18 protein-coding genes are annotated in these 26,104 nt (G+C 72.1%); 13 read left to right on the top strand and 5 right to left on the bottom strand.

The genetic code is table 11. From position 1 onward, the window contains the following. Positions 1–156 precede the first annotated feature (156 nt). Complete coding sequence (locus tag ACZ7LT_RS10900; RefSeq protein ID WP_471235692.1) at positions 157–2,349, bottom strand: RecQ family ATP-dependent DNA helicase; 2,193 nt, start codon at positions 2,347–2,349, stop codon at positions 157–159. Between the two features lie 112 nt (positions 2,350–2,461). Here ACZ7LT_RS10900 and ACZ7LT_RS10905 point away from each other — a divergent pair, with 112 nt between their 5' ends. From ACZ7LT_RS10905 to ACZ7LT_RS10935, 7 genes are all read left to right on the top strand, one after another. Then, positions 2,462–3,766 (top strand): DUF4192 domain-containing protein, encoded by a 1,305-nt coding sequence (locus ACZ7LT_RS10905; protein WP_471235693.1) that lies wholly within the window; start codon positions 2,462–2,464, stop codon positions 3,764–3,766. A gap of 115 nt (positions 3,767–3,881) precedes the next feature. Then, positions 3,882–5,981, top strand: a complete 2,100-nt coding sequence (locus ACZ7LT_RS10910) for an amylo-alpha-1,6-glucosidase (RefSeq protein WP_471235694.1) — start codon at positions 3,882–3,884, stop codon at positions 5,979–5,981. A 95-nt stretch (positions 5,982–6,076) separates the two neighbouring features. Next, complete coding sequence (locus ACZ7LT_RS10915) at positions 6,077–6,847, top strand: NUDIX hydrolase (protein WP_471235695.1); 771 nt, start codon at positions 6,077–6,079, stop codon at positions 6,845–6,847. 119 nt (positions 6,848–6,966) lie between these two features. Then, a complete protein-coding gene (locus tag ACZ7LT_RS10920; protein WP_471235696.1) occupies positions 6,967–8,715 on the top strand; it encodes an ATP-binding cassette domain-containing protein in 1,749 nt (582 codons plus the stop codon). A 117-nt stretch (positions 8,716–8,832) separates the two neighbouring features. Beyond that, on the top strand, positions 8,833–9,771 hold the full coding sequence (locus tag ACZ7LT_RS10925; protein WP_471235697.1) for a FadR/GntR family transcriptional regulator: 939 nt from the start codon (positions 8,833–8,835) through the stop codon (positions 9,769–9,771). A 373-nt stretch (positions 9,772–10,144) separates the two neighbouring features. Continuing rightward, positions 10,145–11,692, top strand: coding sequence for an RNA polymerase sigma factor (locus ACZ7LT_RS10930; protein ID WP_471235698.1), 1,548 nt, complete (start codon positions 10,145–10,147; stop codon positions 11,690–11,692). 151 nt (positions 11,693–11,843) lie between these two features. Further along, positions 11,844–12,665, top strand: a complete 822-nt coding sequence (locus ACZ7LT_RS10935; RefSeq protein WP_471235699.1) for a S1 family serine peptidase — start codon at positions 11,844–11,846, stop codon at positions 12,663–12,665. Between the two features lie 116 nt (positions 12,666–12,781). Here ACZ7LT_RS10935 and ACZ7LT_RS10940 read toward each other — a convergent pair whose 3' ends face one another. Beyond that, positions 12,782–13,009 (bottom strand): DUF7455 domain-containing protein, encoded by a 228-nt coding sequence (locus ACZ7LT_RS10940; RefSeq protein ID WP_471235700.1) that lies wholly within the window; start codon positions 13,007–13,009, stop codon positions 12,782–12,784. Positions 13,010–13,441: 432 nt separating this feature from the next. On the opposite strand from ACZ7LT_RS10940, the gene ACZ7LT_RS10945 reads away from it, so the two are divergent. The 5 genes from ACZ7LT_RS10945 to ACZ7LT_RS10965 all read left to right on the top strand — a co-directional run bounded on the left by ACZ7LT_RS10945 (position 13,442) and on the right by ACZ7LT_RS10965 (position 19,844). Continuing rightward, positions 13,442–15,559: a DNA gyrase/topoisomerase IV subunit B gene (locus tag ACZ7LT_RS10945; protein WP_471235701.1), complete on the top strand. Its 2,118-nt coding sequence runs from the start codon at positions 13,442–13,444 to the stop codon at positions 15,557–15,559. A 124-nt stretch (positions 15,560–15,683) separates the two neighbouring features. Next, on the top strand, positions 15,684–16,838 hold the full coding sequence (locus tag ACZ7LT_RS10950; RefSeq protein ID WP_471235702.1) for a sensor histidine kinase: 1,155 nt from the start codon (positions 15,684–15,686) through the stop codon (positions 16,836–16,838). Beyond that, positions 16,835–17,554 carry a response regulator gene (locus tag ACZ7LT_RS10955; protein ID WP_471235703.1) on the top strand — a complete coding sequence of 240 codons (720 nt, stop codon included), beginning with the start codon at positions 16,835–16,837 and terminating at the stop codon, positions 17,552–17,554. Before ACZ7LT_RS10950 ends, ACZ7LT_RS10955 begins: the two co-directional genes overlap by 4 nt. 98 nt (positions 17,555–17,652) lie before the next feature. After that, on the top strand, positions 17,653–18,183 hold the full coding sequence (locus ACZ7LT_RS10960; RefSeq protein ID WP_471235704.1) for a DUF485 domain-containing protein: 531 nt from the start codon (positions 17,653–17,655) through the stop codon (positions 18,181–18,183). Beyond that, positions 18,180–19,844, top strand: coding sequence for a solute symporter family protein (locus ACZ7LT_RS10965; RefSeq protein ID WP_471235705.1), 1,665 nt, complete (start codon positions 18,180–18,182; stop codon positions 19,842–19,844). Before ACZ7LT_RS10960 ends, ACZ7LT_RS10965 begins: the two co-directional genes overlap by 4 nt. A gap of 17 nt (positions 19,845–19,861) precedes the next feature. Here the strand turns inward: ACZ7LT_RS10965 and ACZ7LT_RS10970 are convergent, their stop codons facing one another. Both ACZ7LT_RS10970 and ACZ7LT_RS10975 read right to left on the bottom strand, forming a co-directional pair. After that, complete coding sequence (locus ACZ7LT_RS10970; protein ID WP_471235706.1) at positions 19,862–20,566, bottom strand: DUF7342 family protein; 705 nt, start codon at positions 20,564–20,566, stop codon at positions 19,862–19,864. Further along, a complete protein-coding gene (locus ACZ7LT_RS10975; RefSeq protein ID WP_471235707.1) occupies positions 20,563–22,323 on the bottom strand; it encodes a sensor histidine kinase in 1,761 nt (586 codons plus the stop codon). The genes ACZ7LT_RS10970 and ACZ7LT_RS10975 overlap by 4 nt, the downstream gene beginning before the upstream one ends. A 158-nt stretch (positions 22,324–22,481) precedes the next feature. On the opposite strand from ACZ7LT_RS10975, the gene ACZ7LT_RS10980 reads away from it, so the two are divergent. Next, complete coding sequence (locus tag ACZ7LT_RS10980; protein ID WP_471235708.1) at positions 22,482–23,528, top strand: CobW family GTP-binding protein; 1,047 nt, start codon at positions 22,482–22,484, stop codon at positions 23,526–23,528. Positions 23,529–23,537: 9 nt separating this feature from the next. Here the strand turns inward: ACZ7LT_RS10980 and ACZ7LT_RS10985 are convergent, their stop codons facing one another. Beyond that, the gene (locus ACZ7LT_RS10985) at positions 23,538–25,991 is read right to left on the bottom strand and encodes a DNA gyrase/topoisomerase IV subunit A (RefSeq protein WP_471235709.1); all 2,454 of its coding nucleotides are present in this window, start codon (positions 25,989–25,991) and stop codon (positions 23,538–23,540) included. Between the last annotated feature and the right edge of the window lie 113 nt (positions 25,992–26,104).

Genomic DNA, 26,104 nt, shown 5'->3' on the forward strand with positions numbered 1-26,104 from the left:
ACAGCCCTTCCGGACCGCGAACGGGCCGTGCGGGGGGCGCATCCAATTCTTGCGGTCGCGTGCGCGGGCGGCAACGAGCAATTGCGGACGCTGACTGGATTGGGCCGGAATGACACTCATATCCCTGCCCACCAGGTCACCTGACCAAGCCTCACGTCATCCCTGGACTGCGAGCACCAGCGGAAATACCCCCTCTGCTCCGGCCCGGCGCAGCAGCCGGGACGCCACGGCGAGCGTCCAGCCGCTGTCCGAAAGATCGTCGACCAGCAGCACAGGACCGCCCGCCGCCGTCAACTGCTCGGCCAGCGACGGCGGAACGGTCAGCGCGCGGTGCAGCCCCAGCACCCTTTGCGCGCTGTTGGTGCGCGAGATCCGCAGGTCAGCGGCCTCTGGGGTGTACTCGACGGCACCCAGCAGGGGCATCCGGCCGATCTCGGCGATCCTTCGGCCGAGCGAGTCCACCAGCCGCGGCCTGCTGTGCGAGGCGACCGTGACCACGCCCACCGGCCGCCCTGGAGCATCGGCCGCCCCCGACGCCCAACCCCCAGGCCCCTTCGCCCAGTCGGCGAGGACGCTCACCACGGCCTGCACCACGTCGTCCGGAACCGGACCGTCGGTGGCCTGAGGCGCGAGCATGGGACGGAGTCGGTTGCCCCAGCCGATGTCGGACAGCCGCCCCAGCGCGCGGCCGGTGAACGACTGCTCCCCGGCGGGGATCCGGCCCTTGAGGTCCACGCCGACGGCGGTCAGCCCGGTCGGCCACATCTTGCGCGGCTCCACCTCCACACCGGGCCGCCCCAGCTCGCCCTTGGCGGCGTCCAGCGCTGCGTCGGACACCTTGGCGTCGAACCTCGGCCCCGAGCAGTTGTCGCAGCGGCCGCACGGCGCGGCCTCCTCGTCGTCCAACTGCCGGCGCAGGAACTCCATCCGACAGCCCGTCGCCGACGCGTACTCCCGCATCGCCTGCTGCTCGGCCGCGCGCTGCCGGGCCACCCAGGCGTACCGCTCCGTGTCGTACACCCACGGCCGCCCCGTGCTCGTCCAGCCGCCCTTGACCCGGTGCACCGCGCCGTCCACGTCGAGGACCTTGAGCATCGTCTCCAGCCGCGTGCGCCGCAGCTCGACAAGGGGCTCCAGCGCGGGCAGCGACAGCGGCCGCTCCGCCTGCGCCAGCACGTCCAGCGTCCGGCGCACCTGCTCCTCGGGTGGGAAGGCCACCGACGCGAAGTACTGCCAGATCGCCTCGTCCTCCTTGCCCGGCAGCAGCAGCACCTCGGCATGTTCCACGCCACGACCCGCGCGGCCCACCTGCTGGTAGTAGGCGATGGGGGAGGACGGCGAGCCCAGGTGGACGACGAACCCGAGGTCCGGCTTGTCGAACCCCATACCCAGGGCCGAGGTCGCGACCAGCGCCTTGACGCGGTTGGCCAGCAGATCCTCCTCCGCCTGCTGCCGGTCGGCGTTCTCCGTCCTGCCCGTGTACGAGGCGACGGTGTGCCCGCAGTGACGCAGATACGCCGTGACCTCCTCGGCCGCCGCGACGGTGAGCGTGTAGATGATGCCCGAGCCCGGCAGCTCGTCGAGATGGTCGGCCAGCCAGGCCAGCCGATGCGCGGCGTCGGGCAGCCGCAGGACCGCGAGGCTGAGGCTCTCCCGGTCCAGCGGGCCGCGCAGGACGAGGGCGTCCGTGCCCGCGCCCGTCCCCAGCTGCTCGGCCACGTCCGCCGTCACCCGGGCGTTGGCCGTCGCGGTGGTGGCGAGGACCGGGACACCGGCCGGCAGGTCGGCGAGCATGGTCCGCAGCCGACGATAGTCGGGGCGGAAGTCATGGCCCCAGTCCGAGATGCAGTGCGCCTCGTCCACCACCAGCAGGCCCGTCGCCGCGGCCAGCTGGGGCAGCACCTGATCGCGGAAGTCCGGGTTGTTGAGCCGCTCGGGACTCACCAACAACACATCCACCTCACCGGCCGCCACCTCGGCCTGCACGCTCTCCCATTCCTCTGTGTTGGACGAATTGATCGTGCGCGCCCGGATACCGGCCCGTGCCGCGGCCTCGACCTGGTTGCGCATCAGCGCCAGCAGCGGCGACACGATCACGGTCGGACCGCTGCCGCGCTCACGCAGCAGCGAGGTCGCCACGAAGTACACGGCGGACTTGCCCCAGCCGGTCCGCTGCACGACCAGCGCTCTTCGCTTGTCGGCGACGAGCGCCTCGATCGCCCGCCACTGGTCCTCGCGCAGCCGCGCCGTCCCGCCGGCGTCCGAGACGAGGCGGGTGAGTACGGCATCGGCGGCGGCGCGGAGGGCGGCGCGGTCTTCGACGGTGTTTCCGTGCGGAGCGTGGGTCATGCCTCCATGCAACCCGATGGGTCGGACATTGCGCGAACGAGCCGCCGAGCCTGTGGACAACGTTATCCACAGGGGTCGCGGAGTTGGCGGTTGCTGCGGGACCGTCTCGACCATGAACAAGCACCACGCATCCACCGGACCGTCCGACGAGCAGCAGATCACCCTGCGCGGCCCCGCCGAGCTGGCCGACGCGCTCCCCTACGTCCTCGGCTTCCAGCCGACCGACTCGATCGTCCTCGTCGCGCTCCACGGCGACCGCGGCCGCTTCGGCGGTCGGCTCAGGCTCGGAATTCCCCGCTCGCCGCGGGAATGGTCACCCGTCGCGCAGCAGGTCGCGGAGTGTCTGATCGAAGGCAGCGAGAAGCGCGGCGCCCGGCCCGACGGCATCGTCGCCTTCCTCTGCCAGGACCCCGCCGAGGGCGAGACGGGACGCCAGGTGATGGAACGGCTGCGCCCCCTCGCCCAACGCCTGCGCACCGCCTGCGGAGCCCTCGACGTGCCCGTGTACGAAGCCCTCTGTATCTCTGACGGGCGCTTCTGGTCCTACTGCTGCCCCGATGTGCGCTGCTGCCCGCCCGACGGCTCCCCGCTCGCTCTCCAGGGCACCTCGGTGATGGCGGCCGCGGCCGCGTACGCGGGCATTCAGGTGCGCGGCTCGCTGCGCGACATGGAGGCGCGGCTGAGGCCCTGGACGGGGCCCAGGGCCGAGGAGCAGCGACAGGCGCTGGACCGGACGGCCGCCGTCGTCGTCCCCAAGATCCTGGCGGGCAACGCACGCGAGGAGGTTCGCGCCCAGACGCTGAGGACGGCGCGACGGCTGATGAAGCGGCTGGCCGCGGTGGCGCCCGGCGCAAGCAGGAGTGAATCGGACGCCACCGACGACGGACTGATCGGCAACGACGAGGCCGCGACGGTCGTCCTCGGCCTCCAGGACCGGGACACCCGCGACCAGGCCGCCGAGTGGATGGAGGGGCCCGAAGCGGAGCGGGCGCTGCGGCTGTGGCGTGCGCTCTCCCGCCGCTGTGTCGGTCCCTACGCCGAGCACGCCGCCGCGCCGCTCACGCTCGCGGGCTGGGTGGCCTGGTCGACCGGTGACGAGCCCAGCGCCCGCGTCGCCCTCTCCATGGCGCTGGAGGCCGACCCGGACTACCTCTTCGCCAGGCTGCTGCACCAGGCGTGCAACGAAGGGCTGGACCCCGAGGCGCTGCGCAGCTGCCTGCGCGGCGAGCGCCGGGCACGCACCGCCGCCAAGAGCCGGCGGAGCACCGCCCGGCCGACCCGGCCCCGCGCCGTGCGCCCACCGGCCACGAGGAAGCCGCACACGCGCGGTACCACCCGGCCCGGCACGTCCCGGCCTCAGTGCCGTGGCGGCGGGCCCCGGCGCAGCGGGCAGCGCGGATCCAGGAGTGGCCGATGACGGCCGTGACCCGGTCACGCGTGTCGGCGTTCAGCTGGGTGGCGGAGTCGTACGACCCGTGCCGCCGTACCTTCAGCGGCTGTCCGGAGCGCACAGAAGGCACAGCACACGACCCATGGCCCCCACCGTTCCCCCGCCCGGTACCGGCAGCCTCACGCCCCTCGGCGTCCCTGGCGCAGCCTCCTCCACGGTCTCCCCGGCCACACCGGGCGGCGCTCATGTGGCGACGTCCGCCGCCGGGCTCGCGCCCCCGCCCGGTGCCCCCAGACCGGGTGAGCTGCCCTCCGTGCACGACACCCTCGTCTGTGTCGCACTGCCCGGCCTCGCCGTCTGCGCCCGCGACGGCCAGCTCACCGGCCAGGGCCTGCACGGCGTGTACCGGTCAGGGCGCCGACTGCTCGCCCGCTGCCAGTTGCGCATCGCCGGACGCGAACCCGTCGCTCTGCAAGGGCGGATGGACGGAGCCGACCGCGCACGGTTCGTGGCGGTGGCGCGCATCCCCGGCGACACCGGCCCCGACCCGGCCGTCGCCGTCGAGCGCACGCGGGACGCCGAAGGCACCGAGCGGATCACCCTGCGCAGTTCGGCGGGGCGGCCGCTGCGGCTTCCGGTGGAGCTCTCGCTCGGTACCGATCTGGCCGATCTCGCCGCAGTGGCCTCCGGCCGCCCCGGCCCCGAACTGCCCGCCAGCGTCCACGACGCCGGGATGCGCTGGTCCGCGCCGGGCGGGCGGTACGCGATCGTCGCCGCCGACCCGCCGCCCACCGACGCCCTCGCGGCTGCCGGACTGTTGCGCTGGGAGATCGACCTCGCTCCCGGAGGGAGCCGGACCATCGAGCTGCGGGTCCGTACGGACCGCTCCGTCCGTCCGGCCGGACAGGCGGGCGCCCACCCCCTCGCGGAGGCCCGCGCCGAAGGGGACGACCCGCGGATCGGTCCCCTCCTGCGCGCTTCCGTCGACGATCTGCGCGCCCTGCTGCTCCGCGACCCCGCCCACCCGGCCGACCTCTACCCGGCTGCCGGGGTCCCCTGGCGCTGCGGACCCGCCACCGCCGAATCCCTGTGGGCCGCGCGGATGGCCCTGCCGCTCGGCACCCGGCTCGCGGCGTCGACGCTACGGACCCTCGCCCGCACCCAACTCACCGGTGCCGGGCCCGACTCGGGACGGATCCCCGGTCCCCTGCGGGACGCCGGGCCCCATCTGCCGCCCCGCTGCACAGGCATCGAAGCCACCCTCGCCTTCCCCGTGGTCCTGGCCGAGGCACGGCGCTGGGGGCTGCCCGAGCAGGACGTGGCCGAGCTCCTCCCGGCGGCCGAACGCTGCCTCCAGTGGCTGCGGACCGCGGTCGGAGACGACGGGCTGCTGCCCGACCCGGCCCCCGCCGGCCCGGCGCGGGCCGAGACCCAGGCGCACGCCCACCGCGCCGCCGTCCTCGGCGCCGACCTGCTGGACGCCTGCGGACGCCCCGGAGCCGACGGCTGGCGGGAGTGGGCGGCGGCTCTGCGCCACCGCTTCCGTGAGGCGTTCTGGCTCGACGACCGCTCCGGCGGGCGCCCCGCCGCCGCCTGCACACCCGACGGCCGACCGGTGCCTCAGCTGGGCGGCGGCGCCGCTCACCTCCTCGACACCGGACTCCTCGGCGGCGGACGGACGGCACCCGGGCTCCTCGACAAGTCGCAGACCGAGCAGCTGGCCAGGCTGCTCGGCACCCCACCGCTGGACTCCGGCTGGGGCCTGCGCAGCCTGGGCGCCAAGGAACCCGGTCACAACCCCTTCGGCCACCGCGCGGGCGCGGTCCGCGTCCACGAGAGCGCGGTCGCCGTCACCGGCCTGGCGGCCGCCGGATTCGAGAAGGAGGCGGTCTCCCTGCTGCGAGGCGTGCTCGACGCCGCCGAGTCGTTCGGGCACCGGCTGCCCGAGATGTACGCCGGGGAGCAGCGCACCGCCGGCAGCGCGCCCGTGCCGCATCCGGCGGCCTGCCGTCCGGCGGCGGTCGGTGCCGCCTCCGGGGTCCAGCTCCTCGTCGCCGTCGCCGGAGTGCGGCCCGACGCGCCCGGCCGCACGGTCGCCCTGCACCCGTTCAGCAGCGCCCCGCTCGGCGCCGTACAGCTGTCAGGGCTGCGCGTCGCGGGGGAGCCCTTCGCGGTCCGGGTCAGCCGGCTGGGGCTCGGCATGGTCGAGGAGGCCGCCGACGGCCTCCAGCTTGGGGTGTGAGGGGGTACGGCCCGGCGGCGGCCTGCTGGAAGAAGTAGCGGCCGGTGGCGGCGAGAGACGTGTTTATCGTCAGGGAGACGACTATGATCACGGGCATGTCTCCCTACGACCCGTCGGCCTTCCCGCCTTTCGCCGTCACCGTCGATCTGGTCGTGCTCACCGTGCGTCGCCATGCGCTGTGCGCATTGGTCGTACGCCGGGGAGAGCCGCCGTTCCAGGGCCGGTGGGCGCTGCCTGGGGGCTTCGTCCGCGCCGACGAGGACCTGAGCGCGGCCGCCGCCCGGGAGCTGGCCGAGGAGACCGGCCTGTCCGCGCACGACCCGGTCGCGGGTGTTCCACTGCCGGGCAACGGCGCGCACCTGGAACAGCTGGCGACCTACGGCGACCCCAAGCGCGACCCCCGCATGCGGGTGGTCAGCGTCGCCCACCTCGTCCTCGCCCCCGACCTTCCCGCACCCCGCGCGGGCGGTGACGCGAAGGGCGCCCGGTGGGCCCCGGTCGAGGCCCTGCTCGACCAGGAGGGCGGCTTCGACCGCGACGACGAACAGCCCGCGCCGCTCGCCTTCGATCACGCGCAGATCCTCGCCGACGGTGTGGAGCGGGCCCGCTCGAAGATCGAGTACTCCTCCCTCGCCACCGCTTTCTGCCCGCCCGAGTTCACCGTCGGCGAGCTGCGGCGGGTGTACGAAGCCGTCTGGGGCGTCGCCCTCGATCCGCGTAACTTCCACCGCAAGGTGACCGGTACGCCGGGCTTCCTCGTGCCGGCCGGAGGCACGACCACCCGTCAGGGAGGCCGTCCGGCGCAGCTCTTCCGCGCCGGAACGGCGACGCTCCTGAACCCCCCGATGCTGCGTCCGGAAGTCTGACCGGCCTCCCGCGACGGCCCGGCTGAAGCCAACCTTGCGTCAAAAGTCTGAAATGTCGCGTTATCTTGCTGCGGTACGCGCCCCGCCGCAGAGCGGTCTCAACCACCGCGGGAGAAGCGATGCTCCAGGTCGTCGGACTCACCAGCGCCCCCCGTCGAGACCGTCCGCCCGCGGTGGACGACCTCACCTTCGAGGCCCGGCCCGGCCGCGTCACCGCACTGCTCGGTGCCCCCGGCGCCGGCAAGACCACCGCCCTGCGGCTGATGCTCCAGCTGGAGCCCGGCCGCGGCATCACGTACTTCCGCGGCCGTCCCCTCCACCGGATCGCCCACCCCGCCCGCGAGGTCGGCGTGCTGCTCGGAGACGTGCCGGGCCACCCCTCGCGCACGCTGCGCGGCCAGTTGCGGCTGCTCTGTGCCGCGACCGGAGTGCCCGCCACACGGGCCGACGACATGCTCAGGGCCGTGGAACTCGCGGGCCTCGAAGGTCAGCGGCTCGGCACCCTCTCGCGTGGCATGGAGCGCCGACTGGGCCTCGCCGCCGCCCTGTTGGCCGACCCCCACACCCTCCTGCTCGACGAGCCCACCGCCGGCCTGGCGGCACCGGACGCCGCCCTGGTGCGTGAACTCCTCCTCACCCACGCCGAACGCGGCGGCACCGTCCTCTACACCACCACCGACCCCAAGGAGGCCGCCCGCACCGCCGATCGCGTCGTCGTGCTGGACGCCGGCCGTCTCGTCGCCGACCAGGACGCGACCGAGTTCGCCCGCACCCGGCTGCGGCCCCGCGTCGCCGTCCGTACCCCGCACGCGGCCCGGCTCGCCGCCGTCCTCACCCGCGAGGCCCGCGCCGCACGCCGCTCCGTCGAGGTCGTCGAGGAGGGCGGCAACCGGCTCTCGGTCTACGGCGGCGACCGCGCCGAGATCGGTGAGGCGGCCTTCCGGCACGGGGTCCTCCTCCACCAACTCGCCGACGAGACCAGCGACGCAACACAGGCCCCAGAGCCCCCAAGCGACACTCAAGGCACAGGGGTACTGCCGACCCCCAGAGCCTCCCGCCCCGCCGAGGAGGACCCCCCGCCCGCACCACGCCCCCCGCGCACCCCTCTGCAGCCCCTGCGGTACGAAATCCGCCGTCTCGCGAGCGTCCCCGCGACCCCGCTGGTCGTCGCGGCCGTCCTGGTCTGCTCCGCCCTGCTCGCCCTGCTCCTCGCGCGCGACGGCCGTACGCCGATGCCCGCGGCCCTCGCCGGCTGGCCCGGATTCTCGCCGCTGCCACCCGCCGCCCTCGGCGCGGGCCTGCTCGGCGCCTTCTCGTTCGGGGACGAGTACCGCTACCCGACCCTCTTCTCGGGCCGCGGCGCCGTCCCGCGCCGCCTGGGGCTCCTCCTCGCCAAGCTCGCGGTGACGGGCGCCTGCGCCCTGCTCATCGCGGTGGCCGTGGTGGTCGTCGACCTGGAGGCCCTGCGCGTGGTGTACGGCGGTGACCTGATCCCCGTACCACGGAACTGGCCCACACTCTCCGCCAGTTGGCTCGGGCTCGCCGTCGGCTGCGCCTGGGCGGGGCTGCTGGCCGCGGGGGTCTTCCGGGTGGCCGCCGCGGGCGTGGCCGCCGTCCTCGCTGTGCCGGTGCTCGTCGTACCGCTGCTGCGCAAGGCGCTCGAAGGAACGTCCCTGCGCTCCGTCGCGGGGCTCCCCGGCCGACTGCGCGAACTCGTCTGGCTCGACTGGCCCCAGGCGGTCGACCGCTGGCTGATGGGCGGGCTGCGGGTGATCGCCCAGCCGGTCGGGGCGGCGCTGGCGCTCTCACTGGCCGCCCTGCTCGGCGCCTATGTGCTCACCGGCCTGCGCCGCAGGGCCCGTTGGTGAGCCGATCGGGGGTGGGAAGCCCGGTATCGGACGGGTCTCGTTCACAACTCCCCGAAGAATGCCCGGTTCCTTCCGATAAAGCGTCAATTGTGTAGGGGGCGCCGATCACCCTTTCGTGTGCTTTTCACCAAAGACCTCAAGGGGCACGAGAGGCGCGCCGACAAAGGATGCGTGAGTACCCTTGCGCATTCCATGATGACCGCTCGCCCCTCCGAGTCCGGCCTCGCCGGCGCGGGCGACCTCGACCGCTACTCCTACGGGGAGGCCCCCGGCGCCGACCGCGTCGGCCCGCCGTCCTGGGAGCCGACCGAAACGGAGTTGGGCCGGGTCGGCCGCAGGGCGGCGGGCAGTCGCGGCCGAGGGCTGCACGGCCAACTCGTCCAGCAGCTGGGTCAGATGATCGTCTCCGGCGATCTCGGCGCCGACCGGCCGCTCGTCCCCGAGGAGATCGGCCAGCGCTTCGAGGTCTCCCGCACCGTGGTCCGTGAGTCCCTGCGCGTCCTGGAGGCCAAGGGTCTGGTCAGCGCGCGCCCCAACGTCGGCACGCGGGTCCGCCCCGTCAGCGACTGGAACCTGCTCGACCCCGACATCATCGAATGGCGCGCCTTCGGGCCGCAGCGCGACGACCAGCGCCGCGAGCTGAACGAGCTCCGCTGGATGATCGAGCCGCTGGCCGCCCGGCTCGCCGTCGGTCACGGCCGCGAGGACGTCCAGCAGCGCCTCGGCGACATGGTCGAGATCATGGGCCACGCCCTCTCCCAGGGGGACGGCATCACCTTCTCCCGGGCCGACACCGAGTTCCACTCCCTCCTCATCCAGCTCGCCGGCAACCGCATGCTGGAGCACCTCTCGGGCATCGTCGCCGCCGCGCTCCAGGTCTCCGGAGCCCCCACGACCAGCTGTGACCGACCCGGAGAGGCGTGCCTCGTCCAGCACGCCCGCATCGTCGACGCCATCGCCGCGGGGGACGCCCACGCCGCCGAGACGGCCATGCGCCAGCTGCTGACCGTCCACCCCGAGGTGGAGCGGGTCGTGCCCGCCCCGCGCGGCAACTGACACTCCGGGCCGCGACCAGGTGTACGGAGTCGAGCACGTCGCGTGCCGCCGGACCCGGAAGGCGCCCGAGGAGGTGCCGGGACGGGCGCCCCAGAGGTCCGGCGGCACCGATCGCTCCATTTGATCCCGTTCTGGCCGGTTCGTCGCATATGGGGTGTGACTCGGGCCACGCGGATTGGGCGTAACACTCCTCGGAACAGTGCGATGACTTAAGAGGTGACAGCCGAGGAGGGAATACAGCTGCCGTAGGAGGCGCTGTGCAGCTCTGAGGTTCAGCCCGCGCCGTCGGCACATTCCCAGCCGGCGGTCGTCGGCTCCGGCCCGATCATGGGCGGGGCCGGAAGCCGTTTTCCATCGTTCCGAGAGGTTGTTCGTGTCGGCCAGCACATCCCGTACGCTCCCGCCGGAGATCGCCGAGTCCGAGTCTGTGATGGCGCTCATCGAGCGGGGAAAGGCTGATGGGCAGATCGCCGGCGATGACGTGCGTCGGGCCTTCGAGGCTGACCAGATTCCGCCAACCCAGTGGAAGAATGTTCTGCGCAGCCTCAACCAGATCCTCGAGGAAGAGGGTGTGACGCTGATGGTCAGTGCAGCGGAGTCGCCGAAGCGCGCCCGCAAGAGCGTCGCTGCGAAGAGCCCGGCCAAGCGCACCGCCACCAAGACCGTCACCGCCAAGACGACCGTGACGAAGTCCGTCGCGGCCTCGACGGCGGCTCCGGCGGCTGAGAGCGCGGACATCCCGGTCGACGAGACCGGAGCCACTGCCCCCAAGGCGGCCGCCAAGAAGGTCGCGGCCAAGAAGACGACGGCCAAGAAGGCCGCCGCGAAGAAGACGACGGCCAAGAAGACCGCCGCCAAGAAGGACACCGACGAGGTTCTCGAGGGCGAGGAGCTGCTCGACGACGTCCAGCCCGGCAAGGACGACGAAGAGGCCGAGGGCGAGAACAAGGGCTTCGTCCTTTCCGACGAGGACGAGGACGACGCGCCGGCGCAGCAGGTCGCCGTCGCCGGCGCCACGGCCGACCCGGTCAAGGACTACCTGAAGCAGATCGGCAAGGTCCCCCTGCTCAACGCCGAGCAGGAGGTCGAGCTCGCCAAGCGCATCGAGGCCGGTCTGTTCGCCGAGGACAAGCTGGCGAACTCCGACAAGCTGGCGCCGAAGCTCAAGCGCGAACTCGAGATCATCGCCGAGGACGGCCGCCGGGCCAAGAACCACCTGCTGGAGGCCAACCTCCGCCTCGTGGTCTCGCTGGCCAAGCGCTACACCGGCCGCGGCATGCTCTTCCTGGACCTGATCCAGGAGGGCAACCTCGGTCTGATCCGCGCGGTCGAGAAGTTCGACTACACCAAGGGCTACAAGTTCTCCACGTACGCCACCTGGTGGATCCGTCAGGCGATCACCCGCGCCATGGCCGACCAGGCCCGCACCATCCGTATCCCGGTGCACATGGTCGAGGTCATCAACAAGCTCGCGCGCGTCCAGCGCCAGATGCTCCAGGACCTGGGCCGCGAGCCCACCCCGGAGGAGCTGGCCAAGGAGCTCGACATGACCCCCGAGAAGGTCATCGAGGTCCAGAAGTACGGCCGTGAGCCCATCTCGCTGCACACCCCGCTGGGCGAGGACGGCGACAGCGAGTTCGGTGACCTGATCGAGGACTCCGAGGCGGTCGTCCCGGCCGACGCGGTGAGCTTCACGCTCCTCCAGGAGCAGCTGCACTCCGTGCTCGACACGCTCTCCGAGCGTGAGGCCGGTGTCGTCTCCATGCGCTTCGGTCTCACCGACGGCCAGCCGAAGACCCTGGACGAGATCGGCAAGGTCTACGGCGTCACGCGTGAGCGGATCCGCCAGATCGAGTCGAAGACGATGTCGAAGCTGCGTCACCCCTCGCGTTCGCAGGTGCTGCGCGACTACCTCGACTGATCCGAGACCCGATCGCCGTATCGACACCGGAGCCCGGTTCCCCCAGGTGGGGAGCCGGGCTCCGGTGCGTGGACGAGCGTGTGGGGGTGCGGGATGCCGCCATCTGGTCGACCCTGGGTGAACCGAGGTCATCGGAGAGTCAGGAGGCTCCATGCGTCGTCCCATCGCCGGAATCGTGGCCGGGCTCCTGGGCCTGCTCTCGGTGGCGGCCTGGCCCCTGGCCTCAGGAGCGCGGGCGTCCACCGACAGCGTGATCATAGGTGGGCAGCCGGTTCTGATCGACGAATCGCCGTGGGTGGTGGCCCTCTCCAGCCGTGACCGGTTCGGGGGTACGCGGGCGGGCCAGTTCTGCGGCGGAGTGCTCGTCGCGCCGGACAAGGTGCTCACCGCCGCGCACTGCCTGGGCCGAGACGTGCTCGGTACCCCCGCGGGCGAGCTCGGCGACCTCAGGGTCATCGCCGGACGCTCGGCGCTGGTGGGTACGGGCGGGCGGGAGATCCGGGTGACGTCCGCCTGGACCAACCCCTCGTACGACCCCGCGACCAACGCGGGCGACCTGGCCGTCCTCACGCTGGGGACGCCGCTGCCCGCCGAATACGCGATCAAGGTCGCCCCGAAGGGCGATCCGGCCTACGCGGCCGGCACGAGCGCGTCCGTCTACGGCTGGGGTGACACCACGGGCATCGGCACCTACGCGACGTCACTGCGGGCGGCCACGGTCGGTGTGCTCGCGGACGCGGTGTGCGAGCGGGCCTATCCGGGCGGCTCGGACGGCACGTACCAGGAGGCCACGATGCTGTGTGCGGGGGACCCGAGGGGCGGCAGGGATGCCTGCCAGGGAGACAGCGGGGGGCCACTGGTGGCCCGCGGCAAGCTCATCGGACTGGTGTCCTGGGGCAGTGGCTGCGGGCAGGCGGAGAGCCCGGGTGTGTACACCAGGATCTCCGGGGTGCTCCCCGCCGACGCCCTGTGACGGGCGGTGCGGACGGATGCGGAGCTACGAGAACGGGCGGCCGCCTCTGATCGGCAGAGGCGGCCGCCCGTCGGCCGGTCCTGGACCAGCCCATGGCTCGTCGTGGATGCGAGGTGTCAGCGTTCCTCTTCGACTGTGGTGGCCGGCACGGTGAGCCGGTCCGTCTCATCCTGTATTTCCGCGGCGATCTTCTTGAGTTCCGGCTCGAACTTGCGTCCGTGGTGGGCGCAGAAGAGCAGTTCACCGCCGCTTGTCAGGACGACGCGCAGATATGCCTGGGCGCCGCAGCGGTCGCAGCGGTCAGCGGCCGTCAGCGGGCTCGCGGGGGTCAGAACAGTAGTCACGTCGCCTCTTCTCTAGCTCGACGAGCTGTCGTACCAGGGTCAACATCCAACCAGGCCGAAAACGTTCCCGCTCGTGGCTTTTCCTCGAAACTTCTTCCCGAGGTGGCTGTCTGCTGCCGGTTGGCGGCGAATGAGCCGTATTGCTTCGCTTTACGGTTTCGCGTTGCTTGTCTCGGTTGCGCCCTCCCCGGCGGGTTGCCGGTTGTTCATGAGGACGTGCCCGGAGCCTAAATGGTTCATGCGTGGAAGGGAACGTGATGTTCACGTCACCCCATCGAGGGATCGAACACCCATGCGACGCTGGTCTAGCATGAGAAATCACGAGGGTGGCGTGACAACCGCTCTACCAGGCCTCGGTACCCTCTGACCGGCGACCGACGCCGGGCCTTTACCCATCGGGCCAGATTTCAAATTCAGCGAGGAGCGAACCGCGTGACCGCCGAAACGTCCGTGCCGTCCAGTGCGCTGCTGACCGCAGACCGTGACGGTTCCAACTACACCGCGCGGCACCTGCTCGTCCTCGAGGGGCTCGAGGCGGTTCGCAAGCGTCCCGGAATGTACATCGGGTCCACCGACAGCCGTGGTCTCATGCACTGCCTCTGGGAGATCATCGACAACTCCGTCGACGAGGCGCTCGGTGGCTACTGCGACCACATTGAGGTGATCCTCCACGACGACGGCTCGGTGGAGGTCCGCGACAACGGCCGCGGCATCCCCGTCGACGTCGAGCCCAAGACCGGCCTGTCGGGCATCGAGGTCGTCATGACCAAGCTGCACGCGGGCGGAAAGTTCGGCGGTGGCTCCTACGCCGCCTCCGGCGGTCTGCACGGTGTCGGCGCCTCCGTGGTGAACGCGCTGTCCGCGCGGCTCGACGTGGAGGTCGACCGCAACAGCGCCACCCACTCGATCAGCTTCCGCCGCGGTGTCCCCGGCATCTTCACCGAGCAGGGCCCCGACAGCCCCTTCGACCCGGCGAACGGCCTGCTCAAGGGCAAGCGCGTGCCCAAGACCCGCACGGGCACCCGCGTGCGGTACTGGGCCGACCGGCAGATCTTCCTCAAGGACGCCAAGCTCTCCCTGGAGACGCTCTACCAGCGCGCCCGCCAGACCGCCTTCCTCGTGCCCGGCCTGACCATCGTCGTCCGCGACGAGCGTGGCGTGGAGAGCGAGGGGGTGACCGAGGAGACCTTCCGCTTCGACGGCGGCATCAGCGAGTTCTGCGAGTACCTCGCCCAGGACAAGGCCGTCTGTGACGTCCTGCGGCTGACCGGTCAGGGCACGTTCAAGGAGACCGTCCCGGTCCTCGACGAGCGCGGCCACATGACGCCCACCGAGGTCACCCGCGAGCTCGGCGTCGACATCGCCCTGCGCTGGGGCACGGGATACGACACCTCGGTCAAGTCCTTCGTGAACATCATCGCCACCCCCAAGGGCGGCACGCATGTGACCGGCTTCGAGCGCTCCGTCACCAAGGCGATGAACGAGGTTTTGCGCTCGGCCAAGCTGCTGCGCGTCGCCGAGGACGACATCGTCAAGGACGACGCCCTGGAGGGCCTCACCGCCGTCGTGACCGTACGGCTCGCCGAGCCGCAGTTCGAAGGCCAGACAAAGGAGGTCCTCGGCACCTCCGCGGCCAACCGCATTGTGGCCAACGTGGTCGCCCAGGAGCTCAAGGCGTTCCTCACCTCCACCAAGCGGGATGCCAAGGCGCAGGCCCGCGCCGTGCTGGAGAAGGCCGTCGCCGCGGCCCGGACCCGTATCGCCGCCCGCCAGCACAAGGAGGCCCAGCGCCGGAAGACCGCGCTGGAGTCGTCCTCGCTGCCGGCCAAGCTCGCCGACTGCCGCAGCGACGACGTGGAGCGCAGTGAGCTCTTCATCGTCGAGGGTGACTCCGCGCTCGGCACCGCCAAGCTCGCCCGAAACAGCGAGTTCCAGGCGCTGCTCCCGATCCGCGGCAAGATCCTCAACGTTCAGAAGTCGTCCGTCTCGGACATGCTCAAGAACGCCGAGTGCGGCGCGATCATCCAGGTCATAGGAGCCGGCTCGGGCCGCACGTTCGACCTCGATGCGGCCCGGTACGGCAAGATCGTCCTCCTCGTCGACGCCGATGTCGACGGCGCGCACATCCGCTGTCTGCTGCTCACGCTCTTCCAGCGCTACATGCGGCCGATGGTGGAGGCGGGCCGGGTCTTCGCCGCCGTGCCGCCGCTGCACCGCATCGAGCTGATCCAGCCCAAGAAGGGCCAGGACAAGTACGTGTACACGTACTCCGACAACGAACTGCGCCAGACGCTCCTGGAGTACCAGCGCAAGGGGATCCGCTACAAGGACTCCATCCAGCGCTACAAGGGCCTCGGAGAGATGGACGCCGACCAGCTCGCGGAGACGACCATGGACCCGCGCCACCGCACGCTGCGGCGGATCAACATCGGAGACCTGGAGTCAGCCGAGCAGATCTTCGATCTGCTGATGGGCAACGACGTGGCGCCGCGCAAGGAGTTCATCACCAGCTCGGCCGCGACCCTGGACCGCTCGCGCATCGACGCCTGAGCGCTGCGCCGCGCCGCCGGCAGTGCCGCCCGTCCACCCAGGGGTGGAGCCGAAAGCTCCACCCCTGCGGCGATCACGGGACCGGCCGGGCTCCGTAGCATCGGACCGACGGAGGGGGGCGGACGTGCTGAGCAACCGATGGACCGCGTGGCCGGCGCGGGAGGCGCTGACGCTGGTCGGCCTGCCGCGGGGCCGAATCGTCCTGGACCGGGTGGTCCTCACCGGTCTCGCCGGCTGGGTGCTCATCAGCGCCCACCTCTCCGGAGCCTTCCCCGGTGCCCAAGGGGTCGTGCCCCCGCTCGCGGTGGCCGTCTGCGTCGCGGCGGCCGTGCGCTACCACCAGACCACCCTCGCCCACCGGTTCTTCCCGTCGGTCGGACTGCTCGCCGTGATCGCGGCCGTCGGACTCGGGGCCGAGCTGGCCGGGGCCCCGGTCCCCGCGACACTGCTGTGGATCGTGTGCGCGGTCATGGCCATGGAGCGGCTGCCGCTCGCCGCCGGACTGGCCGTGGTGGCCGCCTTGTCCGTGGGCTTCCTCGGCGTCGACGACACCGGACTCGCCGGAGCCTCGGTGACCACCGGCGCCGTGCTCCTCACGGGCTACTCGCTCCGGCTGGACGCGCAGGCCCGCAGCGCGGGTTTCCTGCTGCTCGCCCAGGAACGGGCCGCCCGCGAGGCCGAGGCGGCCTCCGCCGCTCTCACCGAACGGGCCAGGATCGCCCGCGAGATCCACGACGTGCTCGCCCACAGCCTCTCCGCCCAGATGGTGCACCTGGAGGCGGCCCGGCTGCAGATCGAGGCCGGGGCCGACCGCGCCGACATCCTGGCGCGCGTGGTCGCCGCCCGGGGCATGGCGCGGGAGGGCCTCGCCGAGACCCGGCAGGCACTCTCCGCGCTGCGTGGCGAGGTCCTCCCGGTCGAGGAGTACCTGCGGGAGTTGTCCCAGGCCGACGGCGCCGTCGTGCAGGTGACCGGCGAGCGGCGCCCCCTGCGCGCCGAGGCGTCCCAGACCGTACGACGCGTCGCGCAGGAGGCCCTGACCAACGTACGCAAGCACGCCCCGGGCGCCGACGCGCGCGTGCTGCTCGCCTACGAGCGGAGCGAAGTGGCGCTGGAGATACGGAACTCGAGGGCGCCCGGCGCGGACGGCGAGCTCGCCTCGTCCGGCTCCGGATACGGGCTGCTGGGCATGCGGGAGCGGGCCGAACTGCTCGGCGGCACCCTGGACGCGGGCCCGGAGGGCGAGGGGTTCGTGGTGCGGCTGCGAGTGCCCGCATGAGCCGCGGAGGCGTGGCGCGGGTCGTCGTCGCCGACGATCAGGCGATCGTGCGCGAGGGGATCGTGATGCTCCTGGGGCTGCTGCCGGGCGTCGAGGTGGTGGGATCGGCGAAGGACGGGCAGGAGGCCGTCGCCCTCACCGCCGAACTGGCCCCCGATGTGGTGCTGATGGATCTGCGGATGCCGCGCTGCGACGGGGTGGAGGCGACCCGCCTGATCCGCACCGCGCATCCGCGCACCGAAGTCGTCGTCCTCACCACCTACGCCGACGACGACTCGCTCTTCCCCGCGCTGCGGGCGGGCGCGCGCGGCTATCTCACCAAGGACGCGGGCGGTGAGGAGATCGTACGGGCCATCCAGGACGTCCTCGGCGGCCGCGCCGGGCTCTCGCCCGCCGTCCAACGGCGCCTGCTGGACCAGGTGATGGCGGTCGACGGCCCACCCGAGGGGCCGACCGCCGAGCCGCAGACCGCTCAGCGACCGGCCGCACGCGAGCTGCCGGCCGGGCTCACAGCACGTGAGGCGGAGGTGCTGGCCCTGATCGCCGACGGACTGTCCAACCCGGAGATCGCCGACGCCCTGCGCATCTCCACCGCCACGGTCAAGACCCACATCAACCATCTCTTCGCGAAGACCGGCGTCCGTGACCGCGCCCAGGCCGTCCGGTATGCCTATCAGCACGGGCTCGTCGCGCCACCCGGAGACTCCATCACCTGATGGGGTGAAGAGGGGGGAGAGAAGAGTCCTGGATCTTCCCGCTCTGTCCATGCTTGGCACGCGGCTGAAACGGTTCGCCGAGCAAGGGGAGTTGACCGGTGGAGAAGCAGGAAGGACGCGACGCGGCGGGGCTCCGGATCGAGGACCCGTGGTACGACGCGCTGGCCTCCGGGTGGGGAGAGCTGGACGGTACGGGCGCCTCCGCGTACGCCCCCGTACCACCGCCGGAGCCCTCACCGGACGGACGCGGCGCCCTGGACATCTATCTGGAGGTGCACCGCAGCGCCGCCTTCCAGGAGGTCCGCGCCCGCTACCGGATGTTCGTCGTCCCGGCCACCCTCGTCTTCCTCCTCTGGTACCTGGTCTATGTCGTCGCGGCCACGCTCGCGCCGGGGCTGATGGCCCGCCCCGTCGCCGGGGCGGTCAATGTGGCGATGCTGGCCGGGCTCGGGCAGTTCCTCACCACCTTCCTGCTGACCTGGGCCTACGCGCGCCACGCCCGGCTCCGCAGGGACCGGGCCGCGCTCGAGCTGCGCTGGAGCGTGTTCGACCAGGAACACATCCGGCAACGCAGCTGGGAACGCGGCCAGGAAGGCGGCAGGGAAGCGACGCGGGGGAGCGGGCGTTGACGGGCGACCACCAGACCCTGGCACTCCTGCTGTTCAGCGCGTTCGTCGCGGTCACCCTCGCCATCACCACATGGGTCAGCCGCAGACGCCAGGGCTCCGCCGAGGAGTTCTACGCCGGCGGGCGCCTCTTCTCACCCATGGAGAACGGTTTCGCGATCGCCGGCGACTACATGTCCGCCGCGTCCTTCCTCGGCATCTCCGGGCTCATCGCCCTCTTCGGTTACGACGGACTGCTCTACTCGGTCGGCTTCCTGGTCGCCTGGCTGGTCGTCCTCTTCCTCGTGGCCGAACTCGTCCGCAACTGCGGCCGGTTCACCCTCGCCGACGTCGTCGCCGCCCGCATGGCCGAGCGGCCCGTGCGGATCGCGGCGGGAACTTCCTCGGTCACCGTCTCCGTTCTCTATCTGGTGGCGCAGATGGTGGGAGCCGGCAGCCTGGTCGCGCTGCTGCTCGGCGGTACGAGCGAGGCCGCGCGCTCGTGGACCGTCATCGGCGTCGGCGCGCTGATGGTCGTCTATGTGTCGTTGGGAGGGATGCGAGCCACCACCTGGATCCAGATCGTCAAGGCCGTGCTGCTCATGGCGGGCACCGTCGCGCTCACCGTCCTCGTCCTGCTGCGCTTCCACGGCGACATCAACCAGCTGCTCACCACCGCGGCCGAACGCAGCGGCCACGGCCGGGACTTCCTCGGCCCCGGCCTGCGCTACGGCGGCGACTGGACCGCGCGTCTCGACTTCATCAGCCTCGGTATCGCCCTCGTCCTCGGTACGGCCGGGCTGCCGCACATCCTGTCGCGCTTCTACACCGTGCCGACCGCGCGGGCCGCCCGCCGCTCGGTCGTCTGGGCCATCGGTCTCATCGGCGGCTTCTACCTGATGACGATCGTGCTCGGCTTCGGCGCGGCCGCGGTGGTCGGCACCGCCGCCGTGCGCGCCTCCAACGCGGCCGGCAACACGGCCGTACCGCTGCTCGCGCTGGACCTCGGCGGCGGCGCGGGCTCGACCGGCGGCGCGGTGCTCTTCGCGGTCGTCGCGGCGATCGCCTTCGCGACGATCCTGGCCGTCGTCGCGGGGATCACACTGGCCTCGTCGGCCTCCGTGGCCCACGATCTGTACGCCTCCTTCAGCGGGCGCAGCGGGCGCCGGGGGAGCGTGCGGGCGGAGGGGTCCGCGGGTACACGGCGCCGCGGATGGCGCCGGAAGGCGGAGCCGAAGCCGTACAGCGAGGTCGCGGTGGCCAGGGTCGCCGCGGTCGGCATCGGCGCGGCCGCGATCGGGCTCGGACTGCTCGCCCGCGATCTCAACGTGGCCTTCCTCGTCGGCCTGGCCTTCGCGGTCGCCGCCTCCGCGAATCTGCCGGTGCTGCTCTACTCGCTGTTCTGGCGGAACTTCACCACCCGCGGAGCGGTGTGGTCGGTGTACGGAGGGTTGGTCCCGGCGATGGTGCTGGTGGTGCTCTCGCCGGTCGTCTCGGGCAGCCCGGAGGCGCTGTTCCCCGGGGTGGACTTCCAGCTCTTCCCGCTCCAGAACCCGGGCGTCGTCTCCATCCCGCTGGGCTTCCTGGCCGGCTGGCTCGGCACGGTCATCTCACCGGAGGCGCCGGACGAGGCGCGGCACGCCGAGACGGAGGTCCGGGCGCTGACCGGCGCGGGAGCGGTCTGAAGGGTGACGGGGACGGCTTAGCGAGAGGGCTCGCCGCTCGTGGCCCAGGCGTACCGGTGCTCAGGGCGGCCCGTCTCGCCGTACTTCAGCGACAGACGCACCCGTCCCGCCCGCTCCAGGAGCTTCAGATAGCGCTGGGCGGTCTGCCGGCTCACCCCCGCCCGCTCGGCGATCTCCTGGGCGGACAGCGGCCCGTCCGCGGCGAGCAGCACCTGCCGTACGAGCTCCGCGGTCGTGGGGGAGTGCCCCTTGGGCAGGTCAGGTTGGGAGGAGCTCGCCGACAGGGCGCCGAAGATCCGGTCCACCTGGGCCTGTTCCGCCTCGCCGCCGCCCTCCAGGGTGCGGCGCAGCAGCGCGTACGCCTCCAGCTTGGTGCGCAGACCGGCGAAGGAGAAGGGTTTCACCAGGTACTGCAGCGCCCCATGGCGCATCGCCGCCTGGACGGTGGCCACGTCACGCGCCGCCGTCACCATGATCACATCGGTCTGGTGGCCGAGGCGGCGCAGCTCACGCACGACCGCCAGGCCGTTCTCGTCGGGCAGATAGTGGTCCAGGAGGACCAGGTCGACGGGGAGCTCCTCGATCCGGGCGAGCGCCTCGGCGGCCGAGTGGGCCTGGGCGGCGACCCGGAAGCCGGGCACCTTGGCGACGTAGGCCGCGTTGATCTCCGCGACCCGTACGTCGTCGTCGACCACCAGGACGTCGATCGGCCGGTCGCTCATGAGACCACCCGCCCGTCGGCCGTCCGCCACTCACCCACGGGCTCCCCGGCCGCCCGCTCGCCCGCCGGCGCCACCGCGCCGCCAGGCTCGGGCTCGGGCTCGTCGAGCGCGTCCGGCGCCACCTGCTCGTCGATCCCGGTCAGTGCCTCCGGCAGGACGACCGTGAACTCCGCCCCGCCGTCCGCCGCCTCGTCGACCCGTACGCTCCCGCCCTGGCGCTCGGCCAGCCGCCGCACCAGCGCCAGCCCCAGGCCGCGCTTGCCGTGCGCGGGCACCTCCTTCGTCGACCAGCCCTCGGTGAAGATCGCCTCACGGTCGCCGGGCGGCACCCCCGGCCCGCTGTCCGCCACCCGCAGCAGCGCCGTACGCCCCTCGGCCCGCAGCCCCACCTCGACGCGCGCGTCCGGCGACCCTGCCGCCGCGTCGACCGCGTTGTCCACGAGATTGCCGACCACGGTCACCAGCTCACGCGGGTCGACCAGCCGGTCGGGCAGCAGACTGCCCGGGGCGATCCGCAGCGAGACGCCCCGCTCCGCCGCCACCGTCGCCTTGCCCACCAGCAGCGCGGCCAGTAGCGGGTCGTGCACCTTCTCGGTGACCTGCTCGGCCGTCGCACGGTGCACGCCGACCACCTCGGTCACGAATTCCGCGGCCTCCTGGTGCATCTCGAGCTCCAGCAGACCGAGCAGCGTATGCATGCGGTTGGCGTGCTCATGGTCCTGGGCACGGAGGGCGTCGATCAGGCCCCGGGTGGAGTCCAGCTCGCGGCCGAGCTGCTCCAGCTCGGTCCGGTCGCGCAGGGTCGCCACCGCGCCGCCGTCGTCCGTGGGCATCCGGTTGGCGATCAGCACCCGCTGGCCGCGTACGGCCACCAGATCCTCACCGGTCACCCGGCCGGCCAGCACCTCGGTGGTCCGGCCCGGACCGAGGGCTTCCTCCAGCGGGCGGCCGTTCGCCTCGGGGCCGAGCCCGAGCAGCCGCTGCGCCTCGTCGTTCATCAGCCGGATCCGCCCCGCGCCGTCGAGCGCGACCACGCCCTCGCGGATGCCGTGCAGCATCGCCTCACGCTCCGCGAGCAGCGCCGAGATGTCGGAGAAGGCCAGGTCATGGGTCTGCCGCTGGAGACGGCGGGAGATCAGATAGGCGGCGAGCGCGCCGACCGCCAGGGCGCCGCCGGCGTACGCGAGCAGCCCTGGGATCGCGCCCAGGAGCCGGTCGCGCACGCTGTCGTACTCGATACCGACCGACACCGCCCCGACGATCTGTCCGTCGTCGTCCCGCAAGGGCACCTTGCCGCGGGCCGAACGCCCCAGCGTGCCGCTGTCGATCTCCATGACGTCCCGGCCCGCGAGCGCCTCGCTCGGATCGGTCGACACGACCCGGCCGATCTGCGCGGCGTCCGTGTGCGACCAGCGCACACCGTACCGGTCCATGATCACCACATATTCGGCGCCGGTCGCCGTGCGGATCCGCTCCGCCTCGGCCTGCACCGGCCCGTCCGCGGACGGCGGCGAGCCCTTGAGCTCGGCGGCGACCTCGGGGGACGCGGTCGTCTCCGCGATGGCGAGCGCCCGGCGCATCGCCTGATCGTCGAGCTGGGCGCTGAGCGGCGCCAGGAACAGGCCCGTGGCCAGCACGGTGACGCCGGTGGCGATGACCAGCTGCATCAGCAGGACCTGCGAGAAGACCCGCTGCGGCCAGCCGAACCGTCGGCGCCGCCCGGGCACGCGCGCGGTGGACGGCGGTGCGGAACGCATGCGTACGACGGTACGTGGAGCCGCCCCCGGTTCGAAATCACCGCCCGGCGGCCGCCCCCGCCGCCCCTATCCTGGGACGCCGACAAGCCGCAGACACCACGGATGCCAGCCACCACGGACGCCGCAGGCACCACCACGGACCGAGAGAGGCCCCCGCTTTGAGCACGCAGCAGATTCCCGTCGTCGTCCTCGCGGGATTTCTGGGGTCAGGCAAGACCACGCTGCTCAACCATCTGCTGCGCAGCGCCCGCGGCACCCGTATCGGTGTCATGGTCAACGACTTCGGTTCGATCGGCATCGACGCCATGTCCGTGGCCGGCCAGGTCGGCTCGACCGTCTCGCTCGGCAACGGCTGTCTGTGCTGCGCGGTCGACGCGAGCGAACTCGACGAGTACTTGGAGAAGCTCACCCGCCCCGCCGCCAACCTCGATGTCATCGTGATCGAGGCGAGCGGCCTCGCCGAGCCTCAGGAACTCGTCCGTATGGTCCTGGCCAGCGAGAACGAGCGGATCGTGTACGGCGGGCTGGTGCAGGTCGTCGACGCCGCCGAGTTCCACGCCACCCGCGAGCGGCACCCCGAGACCGACCGGCATCTGAAGATCGCCGACCTGGTCGTCCTCAACAAGTCCGACCGCGTCGCGGCCGAGGAGCTCACCGCCGTCCACGACATCGTCGCCGGGCTGACCGACCGCGCCGTGGTGCTCCGGGCCGCCTACGGTCGGGTCGACCCCGACGTCCTCTTCGACCGGGTGGTGCCCGACGGAGAGATCGAGGGGCAGCTCTCCTTCGACGATCTGCGCGCCGAGGAGGAGGACGAGCACCACGTCCACCCGCACGCGGCCTACGAGACCGTCTCCCTCGACGCCGACGTGCCGCTGCACCCGCGGCGCCTCATGGACTTCCTCGACGCCCGTCCCGAGGGGCTCTACCGCATCAAGGGCTTCGTCGACTTCGGCGCGGCCGACCCGGACAACCGCTACACGGTCCACGCCGTCGGCCGCTTCCTGCGCTTCTACCCCGCCCCCTGGCCGGCCGGCGAGGAGCGCCGCACCCAGCTCGTCCTCATCGGCTCCGCCGTCGACGGCGGAGCCCTGCGGGAGCAGCTCGCCGCCTGCCGCGTCGGCGGCCCGCAGGACGCCCCCGACGAGCACAGCATGTGGGGCGTCCTGCGGTACGTACCGCAGACGGAGCAGGAGCCGCAGTAGCGGCGGGTCCTACGAGGCCGGGCCCGCCAGGACCGAGACCGGGCCCGGCAGCGGCGTGCCCGAGCCGTCCCTGCGGGGGTCGATCTCCGGCAGCTGCGCCGGGGCGCCGCCGCGCTGCGCGGCGCGGGCCGGCGCGGCCCCCGCCCAGGCCAGGACGAGGACGTCCTCGCCCTTGAGGAACCTCTGGCAGCGCACGCCGCCGGTGGCCCGCCCCTTGCGGGGGTACTGGTCGAACGGGGTCAGCTTCGCCGACGTACCCGCCGAGGCGTCCAGCGTCCCGGTGGCCCCGGCGACCGTGAACACCACCGCGTCCGCCGCCGGGTCCACGGCCGTGAACGAGATCACCTCGGCGCCCGCCGTCAGCTTGATGCCCGCCATACCGCCCGCCGGGCGTCCCTGCGGACGCACCTGCGAGGCCTGGAAGCGCAGCAGTTGGGCGTCGGAGGTGATGAAGACGAGGTCCTCCTCGCCCGTCCGCAGCTCGGTCGCGCCGACGATCCGGTCGCCCTCCTTGAGGGCGATGACCTCCAGCTCGTCCTTGTTCGGCGGATAGTCCGGCACCACACGCTTGACCACGCCCTGCAGCGTGCCGATCGCCAGACCCGGCGACGACTCGTCCAGCGTCGTGAGGCAGACGACCGTCTCGTCCTTCTCCAGCGTCAGGAACTCAGCGAGCGGCGCCCCGCCCGAGAGGTTCGGCGCCGCGTGGGTGTCCGGGAGCTGCGGCAGATCGATCACCGCCAGCCGCAGCAGCCGCCCGGTGGAGGTCACCGCGCCCACGTCACCGCGCTGGGTCGCCGGCACCGCCGAGACGATCACGTCGTGCTTGGCGCGCTTGCCGTCGTCGGCGGCCGGCAGCTCCGCCGTCGCCGTACGGGCCAGCAGACCGGTCGAGGAGAGCAGCACGCGGCACGGGTCGTCCGCGACCTCCAGGGAGGCCGCCGCGACCGGCGCGCCCGCCGACTCCAGCAGGACCGTACGCCGGTCGGTGCCGAACTTCTTCGCCACCGCGGCCAGTTCGCCCGAGACCAGCTTGCGCAGCTCGGCGTCGGACTCCAGGATCCCGGTCAGCTCGTCGATCTCGCCGTTGAGCCGGTCGCGCTCGCTCTCCAGCTCGATCCGGTCGAACTTGGTGAGCCGGCGCAGCGGGGTGTCCAGGATGTACACCGTCTGCGTCTCGCTCAGCGAGAAGCGTCCCATCAGCCGCTCGCGGGCCTGCGCCGAATTGTCGCTGGACCGGATCAGCCGGATGACCTCGTCGATGTCGAGCAGGGCGATGAGCAGGCCGTCGACCAGGTGCAGCCGGTCGCGCTTCTTGCTGCGGCGGAACTCGCTGCGCCGCCGGACCACCTCGAAGCGGTGGTCGAGATAGACCTCAAGGAGCTCCTTGAGGCCCAGCGTCAGGGGCTGCCCGTCCACCAGCGCCACGTTGTTGATGCCGAAGGACTCCTCCATCGGCGTCAGCTTGTAGAGCTGCTCAAGGACGGCCTCCGGCACGAAGCCGTTCTTGATCTCGATGACCAGGCGCAGGCCGTGCGCACGGTCCGTGAGGTCCTTCACGTCGGCGATGCCCTGGAGCTTCTTCGCCGAGACCAGGTCCTTGATCTTGGCGATGACCTTCTCGGGGCCGACGGTGAAGGGCAGTTCGGTGACGACGATGCCCTTGCGGCGCGCCGTGACCGTCTCCACGGTGGCGGTAGCGCGGATCTTGAACGTGCCGCGGCCGTTCTCGTACGCGTCCTTGATCCCGGAGAGTCCGACGATCCGGCCGCCGGTGGGCAGGTCGGGGCCGGGGACGTACCGCATCAGCGTCTCGAGGTCGGCGCCCGGGTGCCGGATCAGGTGCCGGGCGGCCGCGATCACCTCGCCGAGATTGTGCGGCGGCATGTTCGTCGCCATGCCGACCGCGATTCCGGACGCGCCGTTGACCAGCAGATTCGGATACGCGGCGGGCAGGACGGCCGGCTCCTGCTCCTGGCCGTCGTAGTTCGGCGCGAAGTCGACCGTGTCCTCGTCGATCGACTCGGTCATCAGGGACGTCGCGTCGGCCATCCGGCACTCGGTGTACCGCATGGCGGCCGGCGGGTCGTCGTTGCCGAGCGAGCCGAAGTTGCCGTGGCCGTCGACGAGCGGCAGCCGCATGGAGAACGGCTGGGCCATGCGGACCAGCGCGTCGTAGATGGACGCGTCGCCATGGGGGTGCAGCTTGCCCATGACCTCGCCGACGACACGGGCACACTTCACGAAGCCGCGCTCCGGGCGCAGCCCCATCTCGTTCATCTGGTAGACGATCCGCCGGTGCACCGGCTTCATGCCGTCGCGCGCGTCCGGGAGGGCCCGGGAGTAGATCACCGAGTACGCGTACTCGAGGAAGGAGCCCTGCATTTCGTCGACGACGTCGATGTCGAGGATCCTCTCCTCGAAGTCGTCGGGCGGCGCGGTCTTCGTGCTGCGGCGGGCCATCGCGGCTGCGGCTCCTTCACCAACAAGGTTGATCTGACGCGGACCATTGTGGACCGTCGCACTGACATCGCCGACCGCGACCCGGACGAGGGACCGCGGGAAGCCCTGGGAAC

Source organism: Streptomyces sp. NPDC039465 (genome assembly GCF_055639315.1).

Excerpts from the sequence above, each read along its gene's own strand:
- ACZ7LT_RS10920 (WP_471235696.1), top strand. The coding sequence starts at position 6,967 with ATGCTCCAGGTCGTCGGACTCACCAGCGCCCCCCGTCGAGACCGTCCG.
- ACZ7LT_RS10900 (WP_471235692.1), bottom strand. The coding sequence starts at position 2,349 with ATGACCCACGCTCCGCACGGAAACACCGTCGAAGACCGCGCCGCCCTC.
- ACZ7LT_RS10985 (WP_471235709.1), bottom strand. The coding sequence starts at position 25,991 with ATGGCCCGCCGCAGCACGAAGACCGCGCCGCCCGACGACTTCGAGGAG.
- ACZ7LT_RS10910 (WP_471235694.1), top strand. The coding sequence starts at position 3,882 with ATGGCCCCCACCGTTCCCCCGCCCGGTACCGGCAGCCTCACGCCCCTC.
- ACZ7LT_RS10915 (WP_471235695.1), top strand. The coding sequence starts at position 6,077 with ATGTCTCCCTACGACCCGTCGGCCTTCCCGCCTTTCGCCGTCACCGTC.
- ACZ7LT_RS10955 (WP_471235703.1), top strand. The coding sequence starts at position 16,835 with ATGAGCCGCGGAGGCGTGGCGCGGGTCGTCGTCGCCGACGATCAGGCG.
- ACZ7LT_RS10935 (WP_471235699.1), top strand. The coding sequence starts at position 11,844 with ATGCGTCGTCCCATCGCCGGAATCGTGGCCGGGCTCCTGGGCCTGCTC.
- ACZ7LT_RS10905 (WP_471235693.1), top strand. The coding sequence starts at position 2,462 with ATGAACAAGCACCACGCATCCACCGGACCGTCCGACGAGCAGCAGATC.
- ACZ7LT_RS10970 (WP_471235706.1), bottom strand. The coding sequence starts at position 20,566 with ATGAGCGACCGGCCGATCGACGTCCTGGTGGTCGACGACGACGTACGG.
- ACZ7LT_RS10975 (WP_471235707.1), bottom strand. The coding sequence starts at position 22,323 with ATGCGTTCCGCACCGCCGTCCACCGCGCGCGTGCCCGGGCGGCGCCGA.